Annotated in this window: 28 protein-coding genes; 18 read left to right on the plus strand and 10 right to left on the minus strand. The window is 65.4% G+C overall.

The window, feature by feature from the left end; all coding sequences use genetic code 11:
- Positions 1-195 precede the first annotated feature (195 nt).
- From LX81_RS09915 to recO, 7 genes are all read left to right on the plus strand, one after another.
- The gene (locus LX81_RS09915) at positions 196-978 is read left to right on the plus strand and encodes an ABC transporter substrate-binding protein (protein ID WP_211322744.1); all 783 of its coding nucleotides are present in this window, start codon (positions 196-198) and stop codon (positions 976-978) included.
- Between the two features lie 13 nt (positions 979-991).
- Positions 992-1408: a holo-ACP synthase gene (gene acpS, locus LX81_RS09920; protein ID WP_111537153.1), complete on the plus strand. Its 417-nt coding sequence runs from the start codon at positions 992-994 to the stop codon at positions 1406-1408.
- Between the two features lie 96 nt (positions 1409-1504).
- Positions 1505-2290 carry a signal peptidase I gene (gene lepB / locus LX81_RS09925; protein WP_111537154.1) on the plus strand — a complete coding sequence of 262 codons (786 nt, stop codon included), beginning with the start codon at positions 1505-1507 and terminating at the stop codon, positions 2288-2290.
- Positions 2287-2976, plus strand: a complete 690-nt coding sequence (gene rnc / locus LX81_RS09930) for a ribonuclease III (RefSeq protein ID WP_111537155.1) — start codon at positions 2287-2289, stop codon at positions 2974-2976. The genes lepB and rnc overlap by 4 nt, the downstream gene beginning before the upstream one ends.
- Positions 2969-3877, plus strand: coding sequence for a GTPase Era (gene era / locus LX81_RS09935; RefSeq protein ID WP_111537156.1), 909 nt, complete (start codon positions 2969-2971; stop codon positions 3875-3877). Before rnc ends, era begins: the two co-directional genes overlap by 8 nt.
- A gap of 9 nt (positions 3878-3886) precedes the next feature.
- Complete coding sequence (locus LX81_RS09940) at positions 3887-4216, plus strand: DUF1491 family protein (RefSeq protein ID WP_111537157.1); 330 nt, start codon at positions 3887-3889, stop codon at positions 4214-4216.
- Between the two features lie 15 nt (positions 4217-4231).
- The gene (gene recO, locus LX81_RS09945) at positions 4232-4960 is read left to right on the plus strand and encodes a DNA repair protein RecO (protein ID WP_111537194.1); all 729 of its coding nucleotides are present in this window, start codon (positions 4232-4234) and stop codon (positions 4958-4960) included.
- Between the two features lie 6 nt (positions 4961-4966).
- Here recO and LX81_RS09950 read toward each other — a convergent pair whose 3' ends face one another.
- Entirely contained in the window at positions 4967-6655 is a 1689-nt protein-coding gene (locus LX81_RS09950; protein WP_111537158.1) for an acyl-CoA dehydrogenase family protein, read from the minus strand.
- Positions 6656-6793: 138 nt separating this feature from the next.
- Between LX81_RS09950 and LX81_RS09955 the strand changes: the two genes are divergently transcribed.
- Positions 6794-7561: a sulfite exporter TauE/SafE family protein gene (locus LX81_RS09955; protein ID WP_111537159.1), complete on the plus strand. Its 768-nt coding sequence runs from the start codon at positions 6794-6796 to the stop codon at positions 7559-7561.
- A 56-nt stretch (positions 7562-7617) separates the two neighbouring features.
- On the opposite strand, the gene LX81_RS09960 is transcribed toward LX81_RS09955, so the two are convergent.
- Together LX81_RS09960 and LX81_RS09965 are read right to left on the minus strand one after the other, a co-directional pair.
- Positions 7618-9450, minus strand: coding sequence for a PRC-barrel domain-containing protein (locus tag LX81_RS09960; protein WP_111537160.1), 1833 nt, complete (start codon positions 9448-9450; stop codon positions 7618-7620).
- A 149-nt stretch (positions 9451-9599) separates the two neighbouring features.
- Positions 9600-11198 (minus strand): phosphoenolpyruvate carboxykinase, encoded by a 1599-nt coding sequence (locus LX81_RS09965; RefSeq protein WP_111537195.1) that lies wholly within the window; start codon positions 11196-11198, stop codon positions 9600-9602.
- A gap of 311 nt (positions 11199-11509) precedes the next feature.
- On the opposite strand from LX81_RS09965, the gene LX81_RS09970 reads away from it, so the two are divergent.
- From LX81_RS09970 to LX81_RS10000, 7 genes are all read left to right on the plus strand, one after another.
- On the plus strand, positions 11510-12211 hold the full coding sequence (locus LX81_RS09970; RefSeq protein WP_111537161.1) for a response regulator transcription factor: 702 nt from the start codon (positions 11510-11512) through the stop codon (positions 12209-12211).
- A 23-nt stretch (positions 12212-12234) separates the two neighbouring features.
- Complete coding sequence (locus LX81_RS09975) at positions 12235-13806, plus strand: ATP-binding protein (protein WP_234822555.1); 1572 nt, start codon at positions 12235-12237, stop codon at positions 13804-13806.
- On the plus strand, positions 13803-14243 hold the full coding sequence (locus LX81_RS09980; RefSeq protein WP_111537163.1) for an HPr kinase/phosphorylase: 441 nt from the start codon (positions 13803-13805) through the stop codon (positions 14241-14243). Before LX81_RS09975 ends, LX81_RS09980 begins: the two co-directional genes overlap by 4 nt.
- Entirely contained in the window at positions 14240-15157 is a 918-nt protein-coding gene (gene rapZ, locus LX81_RS09985; protein WP_111537164.1) for an RNase adapter RapZ, read from the plus strand. The genes LX81_RS09980 and rapZ overlap by 4 nt, the downstream gene beginning before the upstream one ends.
- Entirely contained in the window at positions 15154-15573 is a 420-nt protein-coding gene (locus LX81_RS09990; protein ID WP_111537165.1) for a PTS sugar transporter subunit IIA, read from the plus strand. The genes rapZ and LX81_RS09990 overlap by 4 nt, the downstream gene beginning before the upstream one ends.
- Positions 15574-15843: an HPr family phosphocarrier protein gene (locus LX81_RS09995; RefSeq protein ID WP_111537166.1), complete on the plus strand. Its 270-nt coding sequence runs from the start codon at positions 15574-15576 to the stop codon at positions 15841-15843. It abuts the gene before it with no gap.
- Positions 15844-16094: 251 nt separating this feature from the next.
- Positions 16095-16712, plus strand: a complete 618-nt coding sequence (locus LX81_RS10000) for a DedA family protein (protein WP_111537167.1) — start codon at positions 16095-16097, stop codon at positions 16710-16712.
- Here the strand turns inward: LX81_RS10000 and LX81_RS10005 are convergent.
- Positions 16709-17584 (minus strand): 3-hydroxybutyryl-CoA dehydrogenase, encoded by an 876-nt coding sequence (locus LX81_RS10005; RefSeq protein WP_111537168.1) that lies wholly within the window; start codon positions 17582-17584, stop codon positions 16709-16711. The genes LX81_RS10000 and LX81_RS10005 overlap by 4 nt on opposite strands.
- 170 nt (positions 17585-17754) lie before the next feature.
- Between LX81_RS10005 and LX81_RS10010 the strand changes: the two genes are divergently transcribed.
- Positions 17755-18594: a DUF6473 family protein gene (locus LX81_RS10010; RefSeq protein ID WP_111537169.1), complete on the plus strand. Its 840-nt coding sequence runs from the start codon at positions 17755-17757 to the stop codon at positions 18592-18594.
- Between the two features lie 12 nt (positions 18595-18606).
- Here the strand turns inward: LX81_RS10010 and LX81_RS10015 are convergent, their stop codons facing one another.
- The 6 genes from LX81_RS10015 to LX81_RS10040 all read right to left on the minus strand — a co-directional run bounded on the left by LX81_RS10015 (position 18607) and on the right by LX81_RS10040 (position 22575).
- Positions 18607-19533: an electron transfer flavoprotein subunit alpha/FixB family protein gene (locus tag LX81_RS10015; RefSeq protein ID WP_111537170.1), complete on the minus strand. Its 927-nt coding sequence runs from the start codon at positions 19531-19533 to the stop codon at positions 18607-18609.
- Positions 19533-20294 carry an electron transfer flavoprotein subunit beta/FixA family protein gene (locus tag LX81_RS10020; RefSeq protein WP_111537171.1) on the minus strand — a complete coding sequence of 254 codons (762 nt, stop codon included), beginning with the start codon at positions 20292-20294 and terminating at the stop codon, positions 19533-19535. Before LX81_RS10020 ends, LX81_RS10015 begins: the two co-directional genes overlap by 1 nt.
- Before the next feature lie 106 nt (positions 20295-20400).
- Complete coding sequence (locus LX81_RS10025; RefSeq protein WP_111537172.1) at positions 20401-20973, minus strand: cob(I)yrinic acid a,c-diamide adenosyltransferase; 573 nt, start codon at positions 20971-20973, stop codon at positions 20401-20403.
- A gap of 2 nt (positions 20974-20975) precedes the next feature.
- Positions 20976-21182: a twin transmembrane helix small protein gene (locus LX81_RS10030; RefSeq protein ID WP_111537173.1), complete on the minus strand. Its 207-nt coding sequence runs from the start codon at positions 21180-21182 to the stop codon at positions 20976-20978.
- Between the two features lie 65 nt (positions 21183-21247).
- Positions 21248-22075 (minus strand): SDR family NAD(P)-dependent oxidoreductase, encoded by an 828-nt coding sequence (locus LX81_RS10035; RefSeq protein WP_111537174.1) that lies wholly within the window; start codon positions 22073-22075, stop codon positions 21248-21250.
- A 29-nt stretch (positions 22076-22104) separates the two neighbouring features.
- Positions 22105-22575 (minus strand): SH3 domain-containing protein, encoded by a 471-nt coding sequence (locus LX81_RS10040; RefSeq protein WP_234822556.1) that lies wholly within the window; start codon positions 22573-22575, stop codon positions 22105-22107.
- A gap of 159 nt (positions 22576-22734) precedes the next feature.
- Here LX81_RS10040 and parC point away from each other — a divergent pair, with 159 nt between their 5' ends.
- Entirely contained in the window at positions 22735-25038 is a 2304-nt protein-coding gene (gene parC / locus LX81_RS10045; protein WP_111537176.1) for a DNA topoisomerase IV subunit A, read from the plus strand.
- A 139-nt stretch (positions 25039-25177) separates the two neighbouring features.
- On the plus strand, positions 25178-25918 hold a 741-nt coding region (locus LX81_RS10050), incomplete at its 3' end, for an elongation factor Tu (protein WP_111536002.1).

Consider the following 25918-nt stretch of genomic DNA (forward strand, 5'->3'; position numbering starts at 1 on the left):
CTGGTCGCTGACGCGTCCCGTTCATCGCGGGATGACAGCGATCCCGTATAGTTGAACTCGGATCGCTTCGGTCGTGGTGACGGCGCCGCTTTCGCATGTCAAAACCGTCCCAGACGGTTGAAACATGCGGGAGGCCGGTCAGTGTCGAGGATGTCGGCGAAGCCATGGCAGGGCATGATGCGATGGCTTCTTGCTATGTTTCTGTCCTGTTTCCTGATCGCACCGGCCGCGGCGGACGAGATCAGGCTCGCCATCTCGGCTCCTCTCGCCCGTTCCGGGCTCTCCGCCGCCCTCATCTCCGCGATGGAGGAGGATACGGGCATTTCCGTACGGCTCAGGACGGTCAGCCCCCGGAGGGCCGCGCAGCTAGCCCAAGAGGGCGCGGTCGACGCCGTGCTGATCGACGATCGGCATCTGGAAGAGGGTCTCCTTCGGTCCGGCGACGGCCTTCGCCGGCGCGAGATCATGCATAGCGACTTCGCCCTGATCGGACCGAAAGCCGATCCTGCCGGTATTCGAGAGGCGAAATCCGTGCGGCAGGCCCTCTCGGCGATCGCGGGACGCCGCGCCGCTTTCGTCAGCCGCGGCGACGGAAGCCAGAGCAACGTGCGGGAAAGGGCGCTCTGGAGCGGGGCGGGGCTCGATCCGCAGGCCGACTGGTACGAAACGGTCAATGCCGGCATGCAGGCGACAATCGAGGCCGCGGCCGAAGCCGAAGCCTATCTCATCGCCGACAGGATCAGCTGGCTTCGGTCCGAAGGACGCGACGGTCTGGCGATCCTCTTCGCGGAGGATCCGGCCCTGCGCGACCAGTTTACCTTCGTTCCCGTCAATCCCGACACGCATGAGGGCGTGAGGTCCGACCTCGCCGACCGCATCGAGGATTGGCTGGTCTCGGATCGTGCACGCGAGATCGTCGAGACGTTCAAGGTGGAGGGACGGCACGTCTTCACCTTCGACGCCGTGGCGCAAGAGTGATCGTGCGACGCGCATGATCCTCGGTATCGGAACCGATCTGGCCAATATCGACCGGATTGCCGCGACGCTCGAGCGGTTCGGCGATCGCTTCCGCCACCGTGTGTTCACCGAGACCGAGCAACGCAAGGCCGAACGGCGCGCGGATACGCCCGGGACCTACGCGAAGCGCTGGGCGGCCAAGGAAGCCTGCTCCAAGGCACTCGGGACAGGCCTTCGGATGGGCATCGCGTGGAAGGACATGGCGGTGGACAATCTGCCGACCGGCCAGCCCGTCATGCAGGTCACCGGATGGGCCGCGCGGCGCCTGGCGGAGATCACGCCCCCGGGATACGAGGCGATAATCCATGTGACACTGACGGACGATCACCCCTGGGCACAGGCCTTCGTCGTGATCGAGGGGCGGCCCGTGGCGGACCCGCTTCGATCCTGACGGTCCGCGGCCGGCCAAGGGTCTCACACGCTCGTTCGCTTGACAGCCCTGACGGCGCCGCCCATGAAGCGGTCGACCTCCAGCAAGGACACATCCATGGCCCGTGCCGAAAAGAAGGAAGGCGTGTTCGAGACGGTCAAGACCGTCGTCTACGCCCTCCTGATCGCGGGGATCTTCCGCACCCTGTTCTTCCAGCCGTTCTGGATCCCCTCGGGCAGCATGAAGGACACCTTGCTCGTCGGCGATTTCCTCTTCGTCAACAAGATGGCCTACGGCTATTCCGAGAATTCCTGCCCCTTCTCGATGTGCAAGTTCATCGACGGGCGCTGGTTCGGATCGGAACCCGAGATGGGCGATGTGGTCGTGTTCCGCCACCCGGTCACGGGGTCTGACTTCATCAAGCGCCTGATCGGCCTGCCGGGCGATACCGTGCAGGTGCGCGACGGGGTGCTTTTCATCAACGGAGAGGAGGCCCCGCAGGTCCCCGACGGAACTTTCGTCGAGACGTTCGAGAAACAGGGCCCGGTCGGCAACCTGCCGCAATGCGCCAATGCGGGCGTTGGCCTCGGCGCCGATTGCCTGAAGGAGAAGTTCATCGAGACGCTCCCGAACGGGGTTTCCCATTCGATCCTCAACATCCGCGACAGCCGCCTCGACAACACGCCCGTCTACACGGTGCCCGAGGGGCAGTACTTCTTCATGGGCGACAATCGCGACAATTCCACCGACAGCCGCGTCAGCCCGTCGGCGATGGGCGTGGGCTTCGTGCCCTACGAGAACCTGATCGGGCGCGCCGACCGGGTGATGTTCTCCTCCGCGGGACGGTCGATGTTCTTCTTCTGGACATGGCGTCCGGATCGCTTCTTCGAGAAGATCGAGTGAAACTGTCTGCGGAACACGAGGATTTCTCGCGCAGGCTCGGCCATGATTTCGCCGATCCCGCCCTCCTGATCCGCGCTTTGACGCACGGCTCCATTTCCTCGCGAAGCCGCCCAGACAACCAGCGCCTGGAATTTCTAGGCGACCGCGTGCTCGGGCTCGTGATGGCCGAGGCACTACTCGCCGCCGATCCCGGCGCCGCGGAAGGTCAGCTCGCGCCGAGATACAATGCTCTCGTGCGAAAAGAGACCTGCGCCGACGTTGCACGGCAGATCGACCTCGGCGCGGTTCTGAGGCTCGGTCGGTCGGAGACGTTGTCCGGCGGTCGTCGGAAGGACGCGCTTCTGGGTGATGCGACCGAGGCGGTGATCGCGGCGATCTACCTCGATGGCGGGTTCGACGCCGCGCGAAACGTCGTTTTGCGGCTCTGGGGCGACCGCATCGCGCGCGTGAAGGCCGATGCGCGGGACCCGAAGACGGCGCTTCAGGAATGGGCGCAGGCGCGCCGCCAGTCACCGCCGGAATACCGCGAGATCGCGCGCGACGGCCCCGACCACGCGCCGCTCTTCACCATAGAGGTGCGGCTTTCGGATGGACGGACGGCGCGAGGTCGCGCAACGTCCAAGCGTGCCGCCGAACAGGAGGCCGCACAGGCGCTCCTTGAAATTCTGGAGGCGACGGATGAGTGACACGCGGGCAGGCTTCGTCGCGCTTCTCGGCGAGCCGAATGCCGGGAAATCGACGCTTCTCAATCGCATGGTGGGGGCGAAGGTCTCGATAGTCACCCACAAGGTCCAGACCACGCGGGCGCGAATCCGGGGCGTGGCGATGTCGGGGGCGAGCCAGATCGTCTTCGTCGACACGCCCGGTCTCTTCCAGCCCAAGCGTCGTCTCGACCGCGCGATGGTTGCCGCCGCCTGGAGCGGCGCGGCGGATGCCGATGTCCTCCTTCTTCTGATCGAGGCACATCGCGGCGCGACGGAAGGCGTGGAGCGGATCGTCGCGGGGCTGGAGGAACGGGGATTCTCTCGACCGACGGCACTCGTCATCAACAAGATCGACCGGGTGGAGCCGCCAGTCCTCCTCGGGCTTACGAAGGCGATGAACGAGCGGTTCGCCTTCGACGAGACGTTCCTCGTCTCCGCCGAGAAGGGGCATGGGGTGGAGGGTCTCGCATCGTGGCTCGCCGGTGTCGTGCCGGAAGGCCCGTGGCTCTATCCAGAAGACCAGATCGCCGACCTGCCAATGCGGATGATCGCGGCGGAGACGACGCGGGAAAAGCTCACGCTGCGCCTCCATCAGGAATTGCCCTACCAGATCACCGTGGAAACCGAAGGCTGGGAGGAGCGCGAGGACGGATCGGCGCGGATCGACCAGGTGATCTATGTCGTGCGCGATGGCCACAAGGGCATCGTCCTCGGCCGCAAGGGCGAAACGATCAAGGCGATCGGACAGGCGGCGCGAACGGACCTGGAGGCATTCCTCGGCCGCAAGGTGCATCTTTTCTTGCAGGTCAAGGTCCGGCCGGGATGGCTCGACGAGGCGGAGCGGTATTCCGAGATCGGCCTTGATTTCCACGATGGCACCTGAGCGCGACAGATGCCGCGGCTGAGCGCGGAATTCTGGGTACGGGCCTATCTGCGCCGCCTGGAACTCGAACTGATCCCAGCCTTCGTCGTCGCGCGCGGAGATGCGACGGCCGGGGCAATCCTCGTGAAATGCGCGACCCTCGACGGGCAGGCGGCGGTCTTCCAGCGGAGTTTCGACTTCGCGCGGGACGAGCGGGTCTGGATGGAGCTCGCCGCGGGGCCGGAGGCGGACGTCGATCGCGCCATCGCCGCGCAGCGTCGCTCCGATCCCGATCTCTGGGTGATCGAGGTGGAGGACCGGGCAGGGAGGCATCTTCTCGACGCGCCGGGGCTCGAGTGACATGGGGGCGGGATGATCGAATGGCGCGAGGAGGGCATGGTGCTCGCCGTCCGGCGGCATGGCGAGACCGCCGCGATTATCGATGTCTTTACCCTTGAGCGGGGGCGGCATGCGGGCGTGGTCCGGGGCGGCGGCGGACGGCGGCTCGCGCCGGTGCTGCAGCCCGGCGCGCAACTCGCGCTGACCTGGCGGGCGCGGCTGGAAGAGCATATGGGCGCGTTCACAGTCGAGCCCGTGCGGGGGAGGAGCGAACTCCTCGCCGATCCGCTCGCCCTCGCCGCGCTGCACGCGACCACGACCCTCCTCGCCTTCGCCCTGCCGGAGCGGCAGGCGCAGCCTGCCCTCTACGCGATGAGCCTCGATCTACTCGACCGTCTGGGGGACGAGGAGGATTGGCCGCTCGCTTACCTGCTTTGGGAGCGGGGCTTGCTGGACTCGCTTGGCTTCGGCCTCGATCTCGGCACGTGTGCGGTAACGGGGGCGACGGAGGACCTCACCTATGTCTCGCCCAGATCGGGGCGCGCGGTTTCGAGAACCGGGGCGGGCAACTGGTCGAACCGACTTCTGCCCCTCCCTCCCTGCCTTCTGGGTCGAGGTCAGGCGACGGCGACGGAACTGCTACAGGGCCTGCGGGTCACCGGGTATTTCCTTGATCGCTGGCTCGCCCCCGCATTGGGCGATCGGCCGATCCCGGCTGCGCGGGACCGGCTCGTGGCGAGGATGTCTCGCGCCTTCCTCGCCTGACCGCCTTCAGTTCAGGAGGCGGCGCGCGATGACCTGGGCCTGGATCTCCGCGGCGCCCTCGAAGATGTTGAGGATCCGGGCATCGCAGAGGATGCGGCTGATCTCGTATTCGAGGGCGAAACCGTTACCACCGTGGATCTGCAAGGCGTTGTCGGCCGCGCTCCATGCGACGCGCGCGCCGAGCAGCTTCGCCATCCCCGCCTCGACGTCGCAGCGCTCTCCGGCATCCTTCCTGACGGCGGAAAAGTAGGTCAGCTGGCGCGCGACCATGATCTCGACGGCCATCATCGCGAGCTTGCCCGCCACGCGCGGGAAGGCGATCAGCGGCTTTCCGAACTGCTTGCGGTCCTCCGCATATCGCATCCCGGCGTCGAGCGCGGATTGCGCGACCCCGATCGCGCGGGCGGCGGTCTGGATCCGGGCCGATTCGAAGGTCTCCATGAGCTGCTTGAAGCCCTTGCCCTCCGCACCGCCGAGCAGGTTCTCGCCCTTGATCTCGAACCCGTCGAAACCGAGCTCGTATTCCTTCATTCCGCGATAGCCGAGCACCTCGATCTCGCCGCCCGAAATGCCCGCATCGGGAAAGGGCGCGTCGTCGGTGCCCGGTGTCTTCTCCGCGAGGAACATCGACAGGCCCGCGTAATTCGTCGTCCCGGGATCGGTCCGGGCGAGCAGCGTCATGACCTGAGCGCGGGCAGCATGGGTGATCCAGGTCTTGTTGCCGGTAATCTTCCAGGTGTCGCCGTCCTTCGTCGCGCGGGTCCGAAGCGATCCGAGATCGGATCCGGTATTGGGTTCCGTGAAGACCGCGGTGGGCAGGATCGCTCCGGAGGCGATACCGGGGAGCCATTGCTCCTTCTGAGCCTCAGTCCCACCGCAGAGGATGAGCTCGGCCGCGATCTCGGACCGGGTCCCGAGGCTCCCGACACCGATATAGCCGCGGGACAATTCCTCGCTGACCACGCACATCGATGCCTTGGAAAGGCCGAAGCCCCCGTATTGCTCCGGGATCGTGAGACCGAAGACGCCCATCTCGGACATCTCGGAAATGATCTCCGTCGGGATCAATTCGTCGCGCAGGTGCCAGCCATGCGCATGCGGTGCGACCTTGTCCAGGGTGAAGCGGCGGAACTGCTCCCGGATCATCTCGAGCTCGTCGTCGAGGCCGGTGCGCCCGGTCGTGATCGCGCCGCCGTTCTCGCGCATCAGCGTCACGAGGCGCATCCGTGCGGTCTGGCTGCCGCCCTCTGCTATGAGGCGTACCACCGACGGGTCGTCGAGAGCGCCCAGATCGTCCGGTTCGAGGCCGAGATCGGCGGGACGGACGAACTCCGTCTGGCTCATCGGAATGCCGCCCCGGAGCTGGGCGAGATATTCGGCGAAGGCGATCTGATGGAGGAGTTCTTCCACTTCGCCGAACGTACCCTCTGCCGAAAGCGCGTCCACCCAGGCCTGCATCTGGCCCAGGGCCTGCACATATGTCGCGAGCCAGGCAAGCCCGTGGGCGGCGGCCTGGTGCGTTTCGAGCAGATCGGGGGAGACGCGGTCATTCTCCACCACGAGCTTGCGAACCGAAACCTTGGCCTGATCCAGCACGGTCGTCGCGGCGGCGAGTGCGGCTCGGGTCGTCTCGATAAGGTCGCCGAGGACCGGCGCCTGCGGCGCGAAACCGCCGTCTTGTCCGTCAGGGGCCATATCGAACCCTCCATGAAGCACATTGCGAATGTGGGTAGCCCGCGCCCCGCCGCATGGCAACAAAAAGCGAATCTCATGGATGTTCGCCCCGCCGCGGTATGGGCTGGCGTTCCCGGCGAAGCGGTGTAGAGCGAGGACATGCTGCCGTATGATCTCCTCCCGACCAACCTCCTCCTTTTCGCGATCGCGGTGACGCTTGTGGCGGGGTTCGTGAAGGGCGCGGTCGGGTTCGCGATGCCGCTCATCATGATCTCCGGCATGTCCCTCCTGATCGATCCACGTCTGGTCGTCGCGGGCATCATCCTTCCGATCGTGATGTCGAACGGATTGCAGGTGATACGCGCCGGCCTCGGACCCGCGCGCGAGGCACTGTACGAATTCCGCCTCTATGTCGGAATCGTCTGCGTGATGATCTTCATCACGGCGCAGTTTCTGACGTCGCTTTCACCCAAGACGATGTATCTGGTCCTCGGCATTCCGGTGACCGTCCTGTCGGTCCTGCAGCTGACCGGATGGCGCTTTTCCGTAGCTCCGTCGGCACGACGGCGGTTCGATTGGGCCGTCGGGCTCCTGTCCGGCGCGCTTGGCGGCCTTGCCGGAACGTGGGGTCCGCCGACCGTCCTCTACCTCATCGCGCTCGACACGCCGAAGGCCAAGCAGATGGCGGTGCAAGGCGTGGTCTACGGGCTCGGGTCCGTGACCCTCCTCCTGGGTCATCTGCAATCGGGCGTACTCAATCGCGAAACGCTGCCGCTCTCCGCGCTCCTATTGGTTCCGGCGGGGATCGGCATGTGGGGCGGGTTTCTTCTTGGGGATCGGCTCGATCAGGAGAAATTCCGCAAGCTGACGCTCTTCGTGCTCATCGTCGTCGGGTTGAACCTCGTCCGGCGCGGCATCATGGAGTAGCAAACGCGAGAGGGCGCCCGGAGGCGCCCTCTCGTCGAACACAAGGATAAGCTGCGTCAGCCGCCGATGCTGACTTCCTGATCGTCGGGCAGCGCGGCATTCTCGTCGTACTCGAAATCGTCTGCCGCCTCGATTTCGGACTGCGTCATGCTGTCGATCGAGAGCTGTCCGTCCTGAACGGTGACGTTCTCCATCGGGACGGGGACTTCGGTCTCGCCGATACCGAGGAAACCGCCGCTCGCGAGCACGAGATTGGGTTCACCGTCGATCTCGACGATGGCGGAGGGGTTGCCGAGGTTTTCGCCGTCGGCCGTCACGACTTCCATGCCGAGGATCTCGCCGACCGTCATCATCGTCCCACCGGACGCTGCGGAATCGGGAGCCGTCTGCGTATCCGACGCGGCCTCGTCCTGCGCTGTGGCATCGGATTGCGCGGCTTGGTCGCCGCTATCGGACCCACCTGAGGATTGCGATGCCTGCTCGGTCGAGGCGGCGGGCTCGTCGGTGGAACCCTGTCCCGACGAATCCTGCTCGGCCGATGGCTGATCCGATGAGCTTTGATCCGCCGAGCTTTGCTCGGGCGCTTCCTGCTCCGAGGAGTTTTGATCGGCCGATCCCTGGTCCGAAGAGCTTTGCTCCGGCGCTTCCTGCCCCGAGGAGCTTTGGTCGGACGATCCCTGATCCGATGACGCCTGCTGCTGCTGGGATTGACGCTGCTGGCGCTCTTCCTGCGTTTCGACCGTGACGGTCGGTTCGCCGCTCTGCGTCACCTCGATGGTTGGCTCTTCGGACATCATGACGGTGACGTTGGGTTCCGGAGCCTGATACGAGACGGTAGGTTCACCGCCTCTACTGACATTCGCCTGTGCTTCGCCGTCGGGCTGCACGATCTCGACATTGGGGTCGCCCTCGGAGACCTGGACGTCGGCCTGGCTCTGCTCGCTGCCACCGGAGGATTGCGTGTCGGAGCCGGATTGCGCGTCCGAGGCGGATTGCGTGTCGTCGGTATCGCTGCCCGATTGCGCCTCGGAACTGTCTCCCGATTGATCGCCCGCATCGACGCCGAGATCGACGTTGAGTTGCGGATCGCCCTGGGAAACGGAAACCTGAGGCTCGCCCTGCTGAACCTCGACCTGCGGATCCTGCGCATCGACGCTGACCTGGGGGTCGTTCTGCAACACGTAGATCGTCGGCGCCGGTATCTCGACCCGGACGATGATCTCGGGAATCTCGACCGAAATTCGGGGCTGTTCCTGTTGCAACTCGATGTCCATCGGCGCCTGCGTCACATCAACCTGCGGCTGCGTCTCGGTCACGCGCACGGAGGGGGCGGGAACCTGCACATCGACCTCGGGCTCGGGAACCGTGACTTCGGCCTGTCCCTCGATCGTGGCTTGCTCGCTCAGATCGATCTGCTCCGTCGTCTGCGTGGTCTCGCTTTCGCCCTGCTGATCGGAGCCTTGCTGGTCGGAGCTCTGCTGATCAGTCTGCTGCTGATCGGTCTCCTGCTGATCGGAATTCTGCTGATCACTGCCTTGTTGATCACTGGCCGATTGGTCGCTTGACGCTTGATCGCTGGCGGCCTGGTCGTTGCTCTGCTGATCGGTCTGCTGGGAGGTGTCGCTCGACGCTGCTGTGATCTGCTCCGCGAGACTGGAGCAATTCTCTGAATTGTCCTCGTTGATTGCGTCCACGACCGCTTGCGGATCGACGGCCTCGACCGGACCGCCGGAGGCCTGCACCTCCTGCGCCAGGGACTGGCATTCCTGGCTCTTCGAGGCGAGTTCTTCCTGGTTGAACTCGATCGTCTGGGCGAATGCCGCGCCGGCAAGCGGCAGCGTCAGCGCGGTTCCAAGCAGAAGTGTGCGGGTTCTCGATCGTGTGGACATGCGGTCCTCCCCTGGTGTCCGACCTCTCGGTCTCGTCTGGGCGGAAGGGTCAGGGGAGGCTGCAAGTTCCGATATTTCTTTCCGGATCATCCATGTGATCAGGACGGCATCGTGCAATCCGCGCCGCATTGCGCTGCGCGGACCTTGGATCAGCCGAGGGCGATCGCCTTCACGTCATCGTCGATATGACGCTCGTACTGCTCGAAGTTCTTGGAGAACATCTCGACCAGTTTCTTTGCCTGCCGGTCGTAGCCCTCGGTATCGTTCCACGTCCTGCGCGGATTGAGCAGGATATCCGGCACGCCTTCGACGGTGGTCGGGACCTCGAAGCCGAAATTCGGATCCTTGCGGTAGGGCGCCCGCTCCAGCGTGCCATCGAGGGCGGCGGAGAGAAGCGCGCGGGTGGCCTTGATGGGCATCCGGGAGCCTGTGCCGTAGGCGCCGCCGGTCCAGCCGGTGTTCACGAGCCAGCACGTCGCGCCGTGCTTCGCGATCTTCTGCTTCAGGAGCTCGCCGTAGACTTCCGGCCGGCGCGGCATGAAGGGGGCGCCGAAGCAGGTGGAGAAGGTCGGCTCCGGTTCCGTGACGCCACGCTCGGTGCCCGCGACCTTCGACGTGAACCCCGACAGGAAATGGTACATCGCCTGCGCCGGCGAAAGCCGTGCGATCGGGGGTAGGACGCCGAACGCATCGCAGGTCAGCATGATGACGTTCTTCGGATGCCCGCCGAGCGAGTTCGAGGAGGCGTTGGAGATGTAGTCGAGCGGATAGGCGCAGCGCATGTTCGCCGTCAGGCTGTCGTCCTCGAAATCCACCACCCGCGTGTCGGGATCATAGACCATGTTCTCGATCACCGTCGCGAAGCGCTGCGTCGTGGCGTAGATCTCCGGCTCCGCGTCCGCCGACAGGTTGATCGTCTTGGCGTAGCAACCGCCCTCGAAATTGAACGTTCCGCGATCCGACCAGCCATGCTCGTCGTCGCCGATGAGGACGCGCGAGGGATCGGCGGAGAGGGTCGTCTTGCCGGTCCCGGAGAGGCCGAAGAACACCGCCGTGTCGACGGGATTGCCCGGCGCGTGATTGGCCGAGCAATGCATCGGCATGATGTTCTTCTCGGGCAGGAGATAGTTGAGGAGCGTGAAGACCGACTTCTTGTTCTCGCCCGCATATTCCGTGCCGCCGATCAGGATCAGCTTGGCGTCGAGGTTGATGGCGATCACCGTCTCCGACCGGCACCCGTGCTTCTCGGGATCCGCACGGAAACTCGGGCAGTTGACGATGGTGAAGTCGGGCGTGAACTCGTCGAGCGCATCGCGCTCGGGGCGACGGAGCAGATGGCGGATGAAGAGCCCGTGCCAGGCAAGCTCGGTGACGACCCGCACGTCAAGCCTGTGTGCGGGATCCGCGCCGCCGAAGAGATCCTGGACGAAGTAGTCCTTGCCTTTCATGTGCGCGAGCATGTCGGCGTGAAGCGCGTCGAAGGAGGAGGGCTCCATCGGCGGATTGTTCTCCCACCAGATCGCATCCTCGACCGATGGCGTCTTCACCGTGAACTTGTCCTTGGGCGAGCGCCCCGTATGCTTGCCCGTCGTCACGAGCAGCGTTCCACCGCGGCCGAGCTTGCCCTCCCCGCGGGCGAGGGCCGCCTCGACGAGCTGGGGCTCCGTCAGATTGTAGAAGACCTCGCCGAGTCCGGCGATGCCCTGATCCTCCAGAGTGTGGGCGGAATTGACACGTCCTTGGGTCATGATCTGCGCGGCTCCTCGGCTCTGCGGCATTGCGAATTCTGGCCCGCAACGCGCGGACGCTCCTCAATAGCATAAGGAAATGACGCACGAATAGGCGTGGCGCTCGCAGTTAGCGCAATCAGGTCCGGTTTAGCGCAATCAGTGAGAATGGCGGGACAATGGATGAATTCAGGCAGCTTTAAGGATTGTCGGGCCATAAACGCGCTGGCGGAGGGGACAGGGCCCGGGCATGCGCGGCGATCCTGTCGCGGACGTGCCCGAATTCGGGCCCGACATGGACCACCTTGGCAAGGAACGAAGGGACGCTGAAGATGTCGAAGATCGCCCTGGTGGACGACGACAGGAATATCCTGACCTCGGTTTCCATGATGCTGGAAGCCGAAGGTTTCGAGGTCGAGACCTATACCGACGGCCAGCAGGCCTATGAGGCGTTCGGGCGCGGGCTGCCGGATATGGCGGTCTTCGACATCAAGATGCCGCGGATGGACGGAATGGATCTGCTCCAGCGCGTGCGGCAGAAGACGGCCATGCCCATTATCCTGCTGACCTCGAAGGACGACGAGATCGACGAGGTGCTGGGCCTGCGGATGGGTGCCGACGATTACGTCAAGAAACCGTTCTCCCAGCGTCTCCTTGTGGAGCGGATCCGGTCGCTCCTGCGCCGGCAGGAGGTGATCGGCGGCGGCGAGGTGACCGAAGCGGAGGCCGAACTCACCATGCGTCGCGGAGCGCTGAGCATGGATCCCGCTCGTCACGCGGTGACATGGAAGGGCGTGCCGGTCTCGCTCACCGTGACCGAGTTCCTGCTCCTGCAGGCACTCGCGCAGCGGCCGGGCTTCGTGAAATCGCGCGACCAGCTCATGGATGTGGCCTACGGCGATCAGGTCTATGTCGACGACCGGACGATCGACAGTCATATCAAGCGGCTGCGCAAGAAGCTCCGGCTGGTCGATGGGGAGTTCACCGCGATCGAGACGCTCTACGGCATCGGCTATCGCTACAACGAAGAATAGCGATGCAAACGGCGCCGCAGCAGATGACGTACGGGAATGACGCGGTGCGGGCCAAGGTGCGTCGCGGACGGCGTGATCGGCTCGTGACCGTCAACCGTTCCACGCTCACGCGCAAGATCGTCTTCGTCAATATTCTGGCGATCCTGTTGCTCGTCGCCGGCGTGCTCATCCTCGATCCGGCGCGCCGGGAACTCGACGCCGAACTCCGGACGGCGCGCCTCGTCGAGGCCGATCTTTCCGCGCGATTGATTGGGGAAATGCTCGCCGCGAGCGGATCGCCACGCGATGCCCTGCGTGAACGTGCCGCTGAACTTCTCGACGCGGACTGGATCGCGCCGGGTCAGGTATCGCTCTTCGACGCCGAGGGGGAACTCCTGGCCGCCCGCGCGCCCGATGCGACACCGCCTGACCGCGGCATCGATCTCGTCACGCGCTTCGACTGGCTCTTCGGCGAGCCAGATGCCCCCGACCTCGCGGCCGCGGCGCGAGCCGCTCTCGTCGGCGGGCCTTCCGCCGCAATGGGGGAGGAACTAGCCGCAGTCCACGGCGCGATCGCCGCGCCGATCGATGCAGGTGGAGAGACGATCGGCGTGCTTGCCCTCGTGGCGGATCGTGCCGGGATGGATCGTATTCTCTGGTCGGGTCGCGAACATCTGTTGCGGATGTTCCTCGTCGCTGTTTTCGTCTCCGCGATGCTCAGCATGTTTCTCGCCTCCACGATCGCGCGTCCGCTCGAGAAACTGGCGTCCGCCGCAGAGATCGGACGCCACCGCAATTCCGATCCGGGCGTGGAGAAATCAGACCGGGTCAGGCTTCCCGATCTGAGCGCGCGATCCGACGAGATCGGGCGATTGTCGGGCGCGCTCGGCGGCATGGTCTCCGCGCTCTACGACCGCATCGAGACCAACGAAAGGTTCGCCGCGGACGTCGCCCACGAGATCAAGAACCCGCTCGCCTCGCTGAGTTCCGCCGTGGGATCCCTGCGGTTCGTCAAGACCGACGAACAGCGCGAGCGGTTGCTCGAGGTCATCGACCACGACGTCCAGCGGCTCGACCGCTTGGTCAGCGACATCTCGAACGCCTCGCGGCTCGACAGCGAACTCGTGCGGGAGGAGGAAGAGCCCTTCGACCTGTTGCGCACGCTCACCAATATCGCCGAATACCTCGGCCGAGAGGCGGAGGAGAAGGGCATCGAGTTCATCACCGATCTTCCCACCGAACCGATCGTGATCGAGGGTCTCGAAAGCCGGCTCGCACAGGTCTTCGTCAACCTCCTGACGAACGCGATCTCCTTTTGCGAGAACGGGGACGCGATCCGTCTTTGGGCGCGGCGGCGTGCCAATCGGATCCTCGTGGTCGTGGAGGATACCGGCCCCGGCATTCCCCCCTCGGCCCTGCAACGGATCTTCGATCGCTTCTATTCGGAGCGGCCCGAAGGCCAGTTCGGCAATAATTCCGGCCTGGGACTGGCGATCTCCAAGCAGATCGTCGAGGCGCATGGCGGCGTGATCTGGGCGGAAAATATCGAGCCGACGGAGGCCGATCCGACCTCCGAACCGCTCGGTGCACGGCTGGTCGTGGGATTGCCGGTATGACCCGACCCCCCGAGCCCGGTACGATCCTGCATGCAAGCGCCGTAGCCTGGGAGGGTCGAGGCATCCTGTTGCGCGGCCGGGCAGGTGGCGGGAAATCGTCGCTCGCCTTTCAGCTCATGGCGCTGGGCGCGCAGCTCGTCGCCGACGACCAGACGGCCCTCGCGGCTTCCCCGCGCGGTCTGCTTGCCTGGGCGCCCGCAACGATCCTGGGACTTGTCGAAGCGCGCGGGGTCGGGCTGCTCCGTGCCGACCCCGCGCCGCCCACGCCGATCGCCCTCGTCGTCGATCTCGACCACGCCGCGGAGCGGCGCCTGCCGGACCGTGCGACATGCGACATTCTGGGGATTCGCCTTCCTCTCATATCCGGCCGGGACAATCCCCATATTCCGGCCATCATTGTGCAAATTTTGAAGGGAGGCCTCGCGGAGGACAGATGACCGAACACGAGGTGATCCGCGTTCTTCTCGTCACCGGCCCATCGGGCGCCGGGCGCTCGACGGCGATCGATGCGCTCGAGGATTTGGGCTTCGAGGCGATCGACAATCTTCCGCTGAGCCTGATCGACCGTGTGCTGACCGTGGATCGGGTTCACGCGGAAGCACGCCGTCCCCTCGCACTCGGGATCGACGTCCGCAATCGTGATTTCAGCCCGGACGCGATGCTCGAGATCGTGGAGCGGCTGACCGAGGCGCCGGAGACCGGCGCGGAACTTCTCTATCTCGATGCCGCACCGGAGGTGCTGGAACGCCGCTACTCGGAGACGCGCCGGCGCCATCCGCTCGCCCCGGAGGACATGCCGGCCCAGGGAATAACGCGCGAAATCGAGTACTTGACGGCGTTGCGGGCGCAGGCCGACATCCTCATCGACACGTCCGACATGACGCCGCATGACCTGCGGGCCGAGATCGTGCGGCAGTTCCGGATGGACGACAGCCCCGGCTTCGGGGTTTCGGTCCATTCCTTCTCCTACAAGCGCGGTCTGCCGCGCGGCGTCGACATGGTGTTCGACCTCCGTTTCCTGCGCAATCCGCATTGGGACGGTGCGTTGAGGAACGGGACGGGACTCGATCCGGACGTTGCGGCCTACGTGGCGGCCGATCCGCGCTTCGATCCGTTCTATCGCCAAATGCACGACATGATCACCGATCTGCTGCCGGCATTCGTGGCAGAGGGGAAAACGCATCTCAACGTGGCGATGGGATGTACCGGAGGGCAACACAGATCCGTTGCCGTGGCCGAAAAGCTGGCGAAAGCCCTTGCGGCGGAGGGATGGCAGGTGTCAACTCGTCACAGGGAGCTAGAGCGGCGCGCGGGGATCGTGGCGCGTCCCAGCAGGGGAAATGCGCCGTGATCGGCATTGTTATCGTGGCTCACGGGGGCCTCGCCCACGAATTTTTGGCCGCAGTCGAACATGTGGTGGGCCGGCAGAATGGCGTTCAGGCAATCGCCATAGAGCCCGATTGCGACCGCAATGTGAAACAGGCCGAGATTTGTGCTGCGGCTGATAGCGTCGATACCGGCGACGGGGTGATCGTTGCGACCGACATGTTCGGTGGCTCGCCGTCCAACCTGAGCCTGAATGCCTGCAGTCCGAGTGACCGGCGGATCGTCTACGGGGCCAACCTGCCGATGCTCATCAAGCTTGCGAAGTCGCGACATCTGCCCCTCGGAGAGGCGGTGAGCGGGGCGCTGATGGCGGGTCGGAAATACCTCGACGCGATGGGCTCGACCCAGCCTGAACTGCGCCTGGCGGGCGGAAAGGGCTAGGTGGTGGCGCGGCGCCTGGAGATCGTCAACGAGAAGGGTTTGCACGCTCGGGCCTCGGCGAAGCTGGTCGAGGTGGTCGAGGCGCACGACGCGCGGGCGACGGTCTCCTGCAATGGCATGAGCGCCTCGGGCGACAGTATCATGGGGCTGCTCATGCTGGCAGCCGCGCGCGGGACGTTCATCGAGATCGAGACGACCGGCGCACAGGCCGAAGCTTTGGCCGATGCTCTCGAAGAACTTGTCCGCAATCGCTTCGACGAGGAGATGTAGCGACCGCAAGCGTGGATAACGCGGAGCAGCGTGTCGTCCATCGCTATCTCTCGTGATCTTGAAACATCACGCCCGTCGATCACGGTTTTCGCCCGGGCTGCGGTAGCGGATTTCGGAAATCCAGAGCAAATTTCGGTGCGTAGAGCACGGTGCGCTCGACGAAGGGCTGTCGTTCCGCCGCGGGACATGTCACCACCCCCGTCAGGGTCGAGTGGTTCGCGGCGGCCGATATTCTGCCAGGGAGGCGCACCGTGTTCGATTTCATTTCCGGCATCATCGATCAGGTCGGTTATCTCGGGATCGCGTTTCTCATGTTCATCGAGAACGTCTTCCCCCCGATCCCGTCGGAGCTGATCATGCCGCTCGCGGGGTTCAATGCCGCGACGGGACCGATGAATTTCCTGGGCGTGCTGCTCTCGGGAGTCGTGGGCTCTCTCGCCGGCGCGATCCTCTGGTACTGGATCGGCCTCCGGATCGGAGCGCGTCGCATCCACAAGCTGGCCCGTAAACACGGCCGCTGGCTCACCGTCTCTCCCGAGGAATTCGACGAGGCGCAGGGCTGGTTCGACCGGCATGGCGGCATGGCGGTACTCTTCGGCCGATTGATCCCCACCGTACGGACCTTCATCTCCGTCCCTGCGGGGCTCGTGCCGATGCCGTTCGGGCGCTTCGTGATCTATTCGACGGTCGGCACGACCGTCTGGACGGCCTTGCTCACCGGCGCGGGCTACATTCTGGAGGCTCAGTACGAGCGGGTGTCGACATGGCTCAATCCCGTCTCGACGGCCGTCGTGGTCGGCCTCGCCGCCTGGTACGCATGGCGCGTCGCGACCTATCGCCGTCGCGTGCCGCTCGACAAGGACGCCTAGCGGGTCGGGACGGGTTTCTCTCCGCGGTAATCGTAGAAGCCGCGCTGCGACTTGCGGCCGAGCCAGCCCGCTTCGACGTACTTCGTGAGCAGCGGGCAGGGCCGATACTTCGTATCGGCGAGCCCGTCATGAAGGACGTTCATGATCGAGAGACATGTATCGAGCCCGATGAAATCGGCAAGCTCGAGCGGTCCCATCGGATGGTTCGTGCCGAGCTTCATCGCCTTGTCGATCGAGGCGACCCCTCCCACGCCTTCATAGAGGACGTAAACGGCCTCGTTGATCATCGGCATGAGAATGCGGTTGACGATGAAAGCGGGGAAATCCTCCGCGACGGAGGCGGTCTTGCCCAGCCGCTCGACCACCGACTGGCAGGCCTCGAACGTTTCCTCGTCCGTGGCGATGCCGCGGATGAGCTCCACGAGGCTCATCACCGGAACGGGGTTCATGAAGTGGAAGCCCATGAACTTTTCCGGTCGGTCCGTCTTCGATGCGAGCCGCGTGATCGAAATCGACGAGGTGTTCGAGGTGAGGATCGTGCCCGATCCCAGATGCGGCACGAGTTCGGCGAAGATTGCGTCCTTCACGCTCTCGCGTTCTGTCGCCGCCTCGATCACGAGGTCGGTTTCACCGAGTTCTCCGAGCGTCTCGGTCGTCCGGATCCGCCCGAGCGCCGCGTCGCGGTCCTCTCCCGCGATCTTCTCCCGCGAGACCTGCCGGTTCATGTTGGAGGTGATCGTTTCCAAGGCTCTCTCGAGCGCATCGGGATCGACGTCGTTCAGCAGCACGTCGTATCCGGCAAGCGCGCAGACATGGGCGATGCCGCTGCCCATCTGACCCGCTCCGATCACGCCGACCCGCTTGATTTCCATGCCGTATCCCTTCCCACCGAACGTACCGGGCGACTTTAGGCTTCGCGGCGGGCGCGATGCAAGGCGTCGCGGCGGCACGTTGCTTTCCATCAAATTGAAACTTTAGCAGATTGCCAATTCCCCCCCCCTAGTCTCGTCCCGGGTGAGACGGATGTGAGGAGTGGGTCGCGATGAACATGGAGCAAACCGGATCGTTTATGCCGGGTGTCGCAAAGTCCGGCGCTCCGGGCAATGACGATGGAAATTACATTGCGGTGCTGGGCGGGATCGAGACCTGCGGTTGGTATGTCGATGCGCCCTATCCCGCACTTCTCGAGGCGGCGAGCGGAACGCGATGCCTGAACCTCGCGAAGCCGCATGCCGGACCCGACGCGTTCCTGGGTGACGAGGCGGTTCTCGCGGCCTGTCAGAACGCGCGCCTCACCGTGATCGCGGTGTCGGGCGCGCATGTCGTCCAGAACAGGTTCTACGCGATGCATTCGCGGCGCAACGACCGGATCGTGCGGCAGACCGACTTCCTGCGTGCGGTCTATCCCGAGGTCGACTTCTCCCGGCATCATTTCGTGCGTCACATGCTGGGCGAGCTTTACGACCGCTCGCCCGCCCGGTTCGCCCTCATTCGCGACGAGTTGCAGCGCAACTGGATACAGCGGATGAATCTCCTCTGCGCCCGCACCGGCGGCGAGGTCGTTCTGGTGTGGGTCGGCGATCGGTCGCCGGACGATCCGGCGGAGACGGTCGAGGATGGCGACCCGCCCCTCGTCACGCGGGCCATGCTGCGTGCCTTGCGTGGCCGGATCCGTGCGACCGTGGAGGTCCTGGACATCTCCGGATCGGAGGCGGAGGCGTTGGAGGGCAAGATCTACGGCGAAGGGCAGGAGCACGCCGCCCTTCGCGTTCCCGGTCCGCGCGCCCACCGCGAGCTTGGCGATCGGCTTGCCGCCGCGGTGAAGCCGATCCTCGCGGAACTCGCGCCGTCCGTCTCGCGCCCGGTCGCCCGGCGCGCGTGACGGGACATCGCCTCAAAGCTTCTCGGTCAGTTCCGGCACGAGCTCGAAGAGGTCGCCCACGAGGCCGTAATCGGCAACCTGAAAGATCGGTGCCTCTTCGTCCTTGTTGATGGCGACGATGACGCGGCTATCCTTCATCCCGGCTAGGTGCTGGATCGCGCCGGAGATGCCGACGGCGATGTAAAGGTCGGGCGCGACGACCTTGCCGGTCTGTCCCACCTGCCAGTCGTTCGGGGCATAGCCCGAATCGACCGCCGCGCGGGAGGCGCCCACCGCCGCACCGAGCTTGTCGGCGAGTTTCTCCACGATCTCGAAGTTCTCCTCGGAGCCGATGCCGCGTCCGCCCGAGACGACGATGCCCGCGGAGGTGAGGTCTGGCCGGTCGCTTTCGGCGACCTTGTCCTCGACCCATTCCGAAAGGCCCAGCGCCGTGCCCGCACCGATTGTCTCGACCTGCGCGGAGCCGCCCGCGGGCGCCGCGTCGAAGGTCGAGGTGCGGATCGAGATCACCTTCGTCGCGTCCTTCGAACGGACCTTCTGTACCGCGTTGCCCGCGTAGATCGGACGCTCGAACGTGTCGCTGTCCACGATACCGGAGACGTCGGTGATCACCATCACGTCGAGGAGGGCCGCGACACGCGGCAAGATGTTCTTCGCGTCGGTCGTGGCCGGTGCGCAAATATGGCTGTAATCGCCTGCGAGATCCACGATCAGGGCGGCGACGGGCTCGGCCAGCCGGTGGCCGTAGAGCGCATCCTCGGCGCAGAGGACCTTCTCGACACCGTCGATCTTGGCCGCCTCTTCCGCCGCGCCCGCGCAACTTTCGCCGGTGCAGAGAAGCGTGACGTCCCCGAGGGCCTTGGCGGCCGTGACCGCTTTCGCCGTCGCGTCCATGTTGAGCGTGCCGTCCGTCACTTCGGCCAGAAGCAGTACCGCCATCAGATTACCCCCGCCTCGTTCTTGAGCTTGTCCACGAGCTCGTCGACCGAGCCCACGAGAATACCGGCCTTGCGCGCCTCGGGCTCCGACGTGCTCACGATTTCGAGACGCGGGGCGACATCGACGCCGTAATCCCCGGGCGTCTTTTCATCGAGAGGCTTCTTCTTCGCCTTCATGATGTTCGGCAGGCTCGCATAGCGCGGCTCGTTGAGCCGCAGGTCGACGCTGACGACGGCGGGCATCTTGACCTTGATCGTCTGCAACCCGCCATCGACCTCGCGCGTGACCGTGGCGTGCTCGCCCTCGATCTCGATCTTCGAGGCGAAGGTCGCCTGGGACCAGCCGAGGAGTGCCGAAAGCATCTGGCCGGTCGCGTTCATGTCGTTGTCGATCGCCTGCTTGCCGCAGAGCACCATTCCCGGCTGCTCCTCGTCGATCACGGCCTTCAGGAGCTTCGCCACGCCGAGCGGTTCGATATCGGTGTGGACGTCGTCGGACGCGACGATGAGGATCGCGCGGTCGGCACCCATCGCGAGAGCGGTCCTGAGCGTCTCCTGCGCCTGCTTCACGCCGATGGAGACCACGACGATCTCTTCCGCCGCACCGCGCTCCTTGAGGCGGATCGCCTCTTCGACCGCGATCTCGTCGAACGGGTTCATCGACATCTTGACGTTGCCGAGATCGACGCCGCTCCCGTCCGATTTCACCCGGACCTTCACGTTGTAGTCGATCACCCGCTTTACGGGTACCAGTACCTTCATGTCCCCATCTCCTCGGTCATCCGCAGCGACACGTAGACGAGCGGCGGGGCGAACAACAACCGAAAACCGTCCCGATACCCGGCGAAAGCGTCGCGCCCCACGCCTTTCAGCGGTTCTTGCCCGGCGTCCAGAGAATGTCCCCGCGCCCTTCGTCGTTGGCCAGCCGGGCGGCGCAGAAACACCAGTCGGACAGCCGGTTGAGATAGGTGATCGCCGCGGGATTGACCTCGTCCGACGCGGCAAGCGCGAGCGTGTGCCGCTCCGCGCGACGGGTGATCGTCCGGGCGAGGTGAAGGTTCGCGGCGAGCGGCGTGCCGCCGGGAAGCACGAAGCTCCGCAAAGGCTCCAGCGCCTCGTTCATCCGGTCGATCTCTTTCTCGAGCCTCCCGGTCTGGCCGGGGCTCATGCGAAGCGGTGGATATTCGGCTTCCGCGTCCTTTTCCATTCCGGGCCGGCAGAGATCCGCGCCGAGATCGAAGAGGTCGTTCTGGATCGCGGAGATCTGCTCGACCATCTCGCCTTCGGCGTGCAGACGCGCGAGGCCGAAGGTCGAGTTCGCCTCGTCGACGGTGCCGTAGGCGGTAACCCGCGCGTCGAACTTGGAGACGCGGGTGCCATTGCCGAGCGCGGTCTCCCCCTTGTCCCCGGTGCGCGTGTAGATCTTGTTCAGAACGACCATGCCTATCCTCCCGTGCGGCGAAAAAATACGAAGACGAGGATCAGCGCGATCGCCACGGCCTGAGCGTAGATCCGCCAGCGCATGTACTTGTTCGACGTCTTGGCGTTCGCCTCCCCGCCTCGTCCGAAACTGCCGATCCCGAGGAGCAGGATCCCGAGCACGACCAGCACCGCGACGGCGACGACGATGAAAAGTGGATCGCTGGACATGATGGGCCTCCCGCCGATCGTGTTGCCCGCCGACATAGCAGACCGGCCGGAAAAGGCGAGGCCGGTCAGCGCCGGGCGATCATCGCGTCGAGGGCGCGGGCAGGCAGGAGACGTCGTGCCGCGGCCATCAGATGCGTGGCTTTCGTGATGTTGTAATGTCCGCGCGGCGACGGCGTCTCGAGGGCGTGCAGAAGCTTTTCCGCCACGGCGGCGGCCGGTAGTTCGAAGGGGTCGGGGCCGCGCTCGGCATAGAGGCGATCGATGAGGGAACGCTCGTACTGCGCGCGGCGTGGTGACTTGCGCCAGTCGATCCAGCGCTCGAAATGCGGGATCGAGTTCACCCGGATGCGGGAGGTGATGGGGCCCGGCCGCAACGTCACGACATGGATGGGAGTGTCGCGCATCTCGATCCTCAGGACGTCCGTCAGTCCCTCGAGCGCGAACTTCGTCGCTACGTAGGCGCCACGCCAGCGCATCGGCACGATCCCGAGCACCGAGGAGCAATTGACGATCCGCCCGTGCCCCTGCGCGCGCATGACCGGGATCACCGACCGCGTCAGGGCGTGCCAGCCGAAGAGGTTCGCCTCGAAGATCGCCCGGAGCCCTTCCACGGGCAGATCCTCGACCGCACCCGGGACGGCATAAGCCCCGTTGTTGTAAAGCGCATCGAGCGTGCCGCCCGTGCGCGTGAGCACGGTGTCAAGCGCCGCGCTGAGAGAGTCGGGATCGGCGTAGTCGAGCGGCAGGGCCTCATACCCGTCCCGCTCGAGCCGCGATACGTCTTCGGACTGGCGGCACCCGGCAAAGACCCGCCAGTCGCGCTCCCGCAGGAGTGTCGCCGCGGCAAGGCCGATCCCGGACGAGCAGCCGGTGATGAGGATCGTACGTGTCATTCGGCCTTCCTTGCGGCGCGCGCCGCACTTCATTCCGCGAGCAGGAAATCGGCCATCCAGCCCTGGGTACCGGTCGTAGAGACTTCCACCTCCACCCAGCCATCGCCCGGATCGTCGAGCACCGCCACGCGCTCGCCTTCCTGAAGCTGACCGATCACGTCGTAGGCGGTTCCCGGCCCGCTGCGCATGTTGACGCGATTGCCGGACACCGAACGAAGCGGCGGACCCTCCGCCACCGGCGCAGCCTCTTCACCGTCCTCGGGGGGCGGTGGGGCTTCGGGTGGCGCCTCGCTCGCGGCGAGCGCGCGTTCGATCGCCCCCCGCTCGTCGGCGAGGTCGAGGCGGTTCGGCTGCGGAACGAGTTCCTCGGGAACGGGCTCGGCGCGGGAGGCGGCAACGTTGCGCGTGCCGCCGACGGTACCCCGTGGATCGGGTCCGCGCCCGGCGAGGACCATCGTCACGAAGATGGCGGCAAGGAGAAGAAGCGTAAGGCGAATCATGGCAGGTCCGGGGCGCTGAACCCGCCATATACCGCATCCCGCCGGCATGGATCTCCCGAATTGCGGTGTTTTCACCCAAGGTGTCGCGACGGAAGCGATGCCGCCGCGGCTCGTGTCATCGGCGCTTTACCGGGCGACGGGTGCGCGGTATCTGCGCGCATGGATGACGATACCCGCGATCAGACCCCCCGCGACCTGACGGAATCGCTCGGAAGGGCAATCGGCGAGCGCTACCTCACCTACGCGCTCTCCACGATCATGCATCGCGCGCTTCCCGATGCCCGCGACGGATTGAAGCCCGTCCATCGCCGCATCCTCTATGCCATGCGGGAGCTGCGCCTCGGCTCCTCCGGGGGCTTCCGGAAATCGGCCAAGATCTCCGGCGACGTCATGGGCAATTACCACCCGCACGGCGATGCTGCGATCTACGACGCGATGGCGCGCCTCGCGCAGGATTTCGCCGTACGCTATCCGCTCGTCGACGGGCAGGGCAATTTTGGCAATATCGACGGCGACAACCCCGCCGCCAGCCGGTACACCGAGGCACGGATGACGGAGGCCGCGGAGGCGCTTCTCGACGGGCTGTCTGAGAACGCCGTCGATTTCCGTGAGAATTACGACGGCACGCTGACAGAGCCTGTCGTCCTGCCCGCCTCATTCCCGAACCTTCTCGCCAACGGCTCTTCGGGCATAGCGGTGGGGATGGCGACGAACATTCCGCCCCATAACGTGTCGGAGCTTTGCGATGCGTGCATCCATCTTATCCGCACGCCCGACGCGCGCGACGACACGCTCCTGAACTACGTCAAGGGCCCCGACTTCCCGACCGGCGGCGTGATCGTCGAGAGCCCTGAGAGTATGGCGGAGGCCTATCGCACGGGACGGGGCGGCTTCCGTCTCCGCTGCCTCTGGGAGCGTGAGGATCTGGGCCGCGGCCAATGGCAGATCGTCGTGACCGAGATTCCCTACCAGGTGCAGAAATCGAAGCTCGTGGAGAAGATCGCGGAGCTCATCCAGCTCAAGAAGCTGCCAATCCTGGGCGACGTGCGCGACGAAAGCGCGGAAGACGTCCGCCTCGTCATCGAGCCGAAGTCGCGCTCGGTGGACCCGGACGTGCTGATGAACATGCTCTTCCGCCAGACCGACCTCGAGACGCGGTTCGCGATGAACATGAACGTGCTGATCGACGGTCGCACGCCCAAGGTCTGCTCTCTGAAGGAAGTGCTGCGGGCCTTCCTCGACCACCGGCGGGATGTCCTTCTGCGCCGCTCGCAATACCGTCTCGACCGGATCGATCACCGGCTCGAGGTGCTCGAAGGGTTCATCACGGCCTTCCTGAACCTCGACCGGGTGATCGACATCATCCGCTACGACGACGATCCGAAGCTCGCGCTCATGCACGAGGATTGGGAGCGTGACCACGTCCGCGCGACGGACGAGCGCGACTACGTCTCCCCCCTCCCGGCGAAGATCGAGGCGCAGCTCAGCGAAGTTCAGGTCGACGCGATCCTCAACATGCGGCTGCGCGCGCTGCGCCGGCTGGAGGAGATGGAGCTCCGTCGCGAACGCGACGCGCTGCAGGAGGAACGGGCGGGGATCGTGGAACTCCTCGGATCGCCCGACATCCAGTGGACCCGCATCACCGACCAGCTCAGGGAGACGAAGAAGCAGTTCGGCAAGTCCTACGCCCGCGGCGCCCGGCTTAGCCGCTTCGCCGAAGCTGGCGCGATCGAGGACGTCCCGATGGAGGCGATGATCGACCGCGAGCCCGTGACGGTCGTCTGCTCCCAAATGGGATGGATCCGCGCGTTGACGGGCCATATCGATCTCGATCGCGAACTGAAGTTCAAGGACGGGGACGGCCCGCGCTTCATCTTCCATGCGGAGACGACGGACAGGCTGCTCCTCATGGGGTCGAACGGACGGTTCTATACCCTCCCCGTGGCGAGCTTGCCCGGCGGCCGCGGCATGGGCGAGCCGGTGCGGCTGATGGTCGATCTGCCGAACGAGGCGGAGATCGTGACGCTGCGCATCCATCGGCCCGGGGGGAAACTTCTCGTCGCATCCTCCGCGGGCGATGGATTCGTTCTTCCTGAGGACGAGGCGGTGGCTCAGACCCGTGCGGGCCGGCAGGTTCTGAACGTGCGGGCCCCCGTCGTCGCGCGTCTGGCGAAGCCCGTCACGGGCGATCACGTCGCCTGCGTCGGCGAGAATCGCAAGGTCCTGATCTTCCCGCTCGACGAATTGCCGGAAATGGCCCGTGGCAAGGGCGTGCGCCTTCAGAAATTCAAGGACGGGGGGCTCTCGGACGCGATCACCTTCGAGCTTGCCCGCGGCCTGACCTGGCGCGATCCGGCCGGGCGTACCCGGACGGAAACCGCGCTCGATGACTGGACCGCCCGGCGGGCGGGCGCGGGACGGATGGCGCCGAGGGGGTTTCCGCGCGACAATCGCTTCAACTGACGGGCGGGGTACATCCCGGCCGGGATCGATGGTGCTTGCCTTCGCGCAATCGCCTTTGTAGAGAGCGCGCGTTGTTGGACCGGGCGCGCGACCCTTCTCTATTCGCGTGGCCCCCGAGAAGGATGAGGCGCTGACCGCCATGGCGAAGGCAAAATTCGAACGTAACAAGCCGCATGTGAACATCGGGACGATCGGTCACGTGGACCACGGCAAGACGACGCTGACGGCGGCGATCACGAAGTACTTCGGCGATTTCCGGGCCTACGACCAGATCGACGGTGCGCCGGAAGAGAAGGCCCGCGGGATCACGATCTCGACGGCGCACGTGGAGTACGAGACCGACGCGCGGCACTACGCGCATGTCGACTGCCCCGGCCACGCGGACTACGTGAAGAACATGATCACGGGCGCCGCGCAGATGGACGGCGCGATCCTCGTGGTGAACGCGGCCGACGGCCCGATGCCGCAGACGCGCGAGCACATCCTCCTGGGCCGCCAGGTCGGTATCCCGACGATGGTCGTCTACATGAACAAGGTCGACCAGGTCGACGACGAGGAGCTTCTGGAGCTCGTCGAGATGGAGATCCGCGAGCTTCTCACCTCCTACGAATATCCCGGCGACGACATCCCGGTGATCCCGGGTTCGGCGCTCGCCGCGATGAACGGGGAGAACCCGGAGATCGGTGAGGAGAGCATCCGCAAGCTGATGGCGGCGGTGGACGAGTGGATCCCGACGCCGGAGCGGGCGGTGGATCAGCCGTTCCTGATGCCGGTCGAGGACGTGTTCTCGATCTCCGGCCGCGGCACGGTGGTGACGGGGCGCGTGGAGCGCGGCGTGATCAACGTCGGCGACGAGATCGAGATCGTGGGCATCCGCGAC

Source organism: Palleronia aestuarii, from assembly GCF_003253995.1.
Taxonomy (GTDB): Bacteria; Pseudomonadota; Alphaproteobacteria; order Rhodobacterales; family Rhodobacteraceae; genus Palleronia; species Palleronia aestuarii.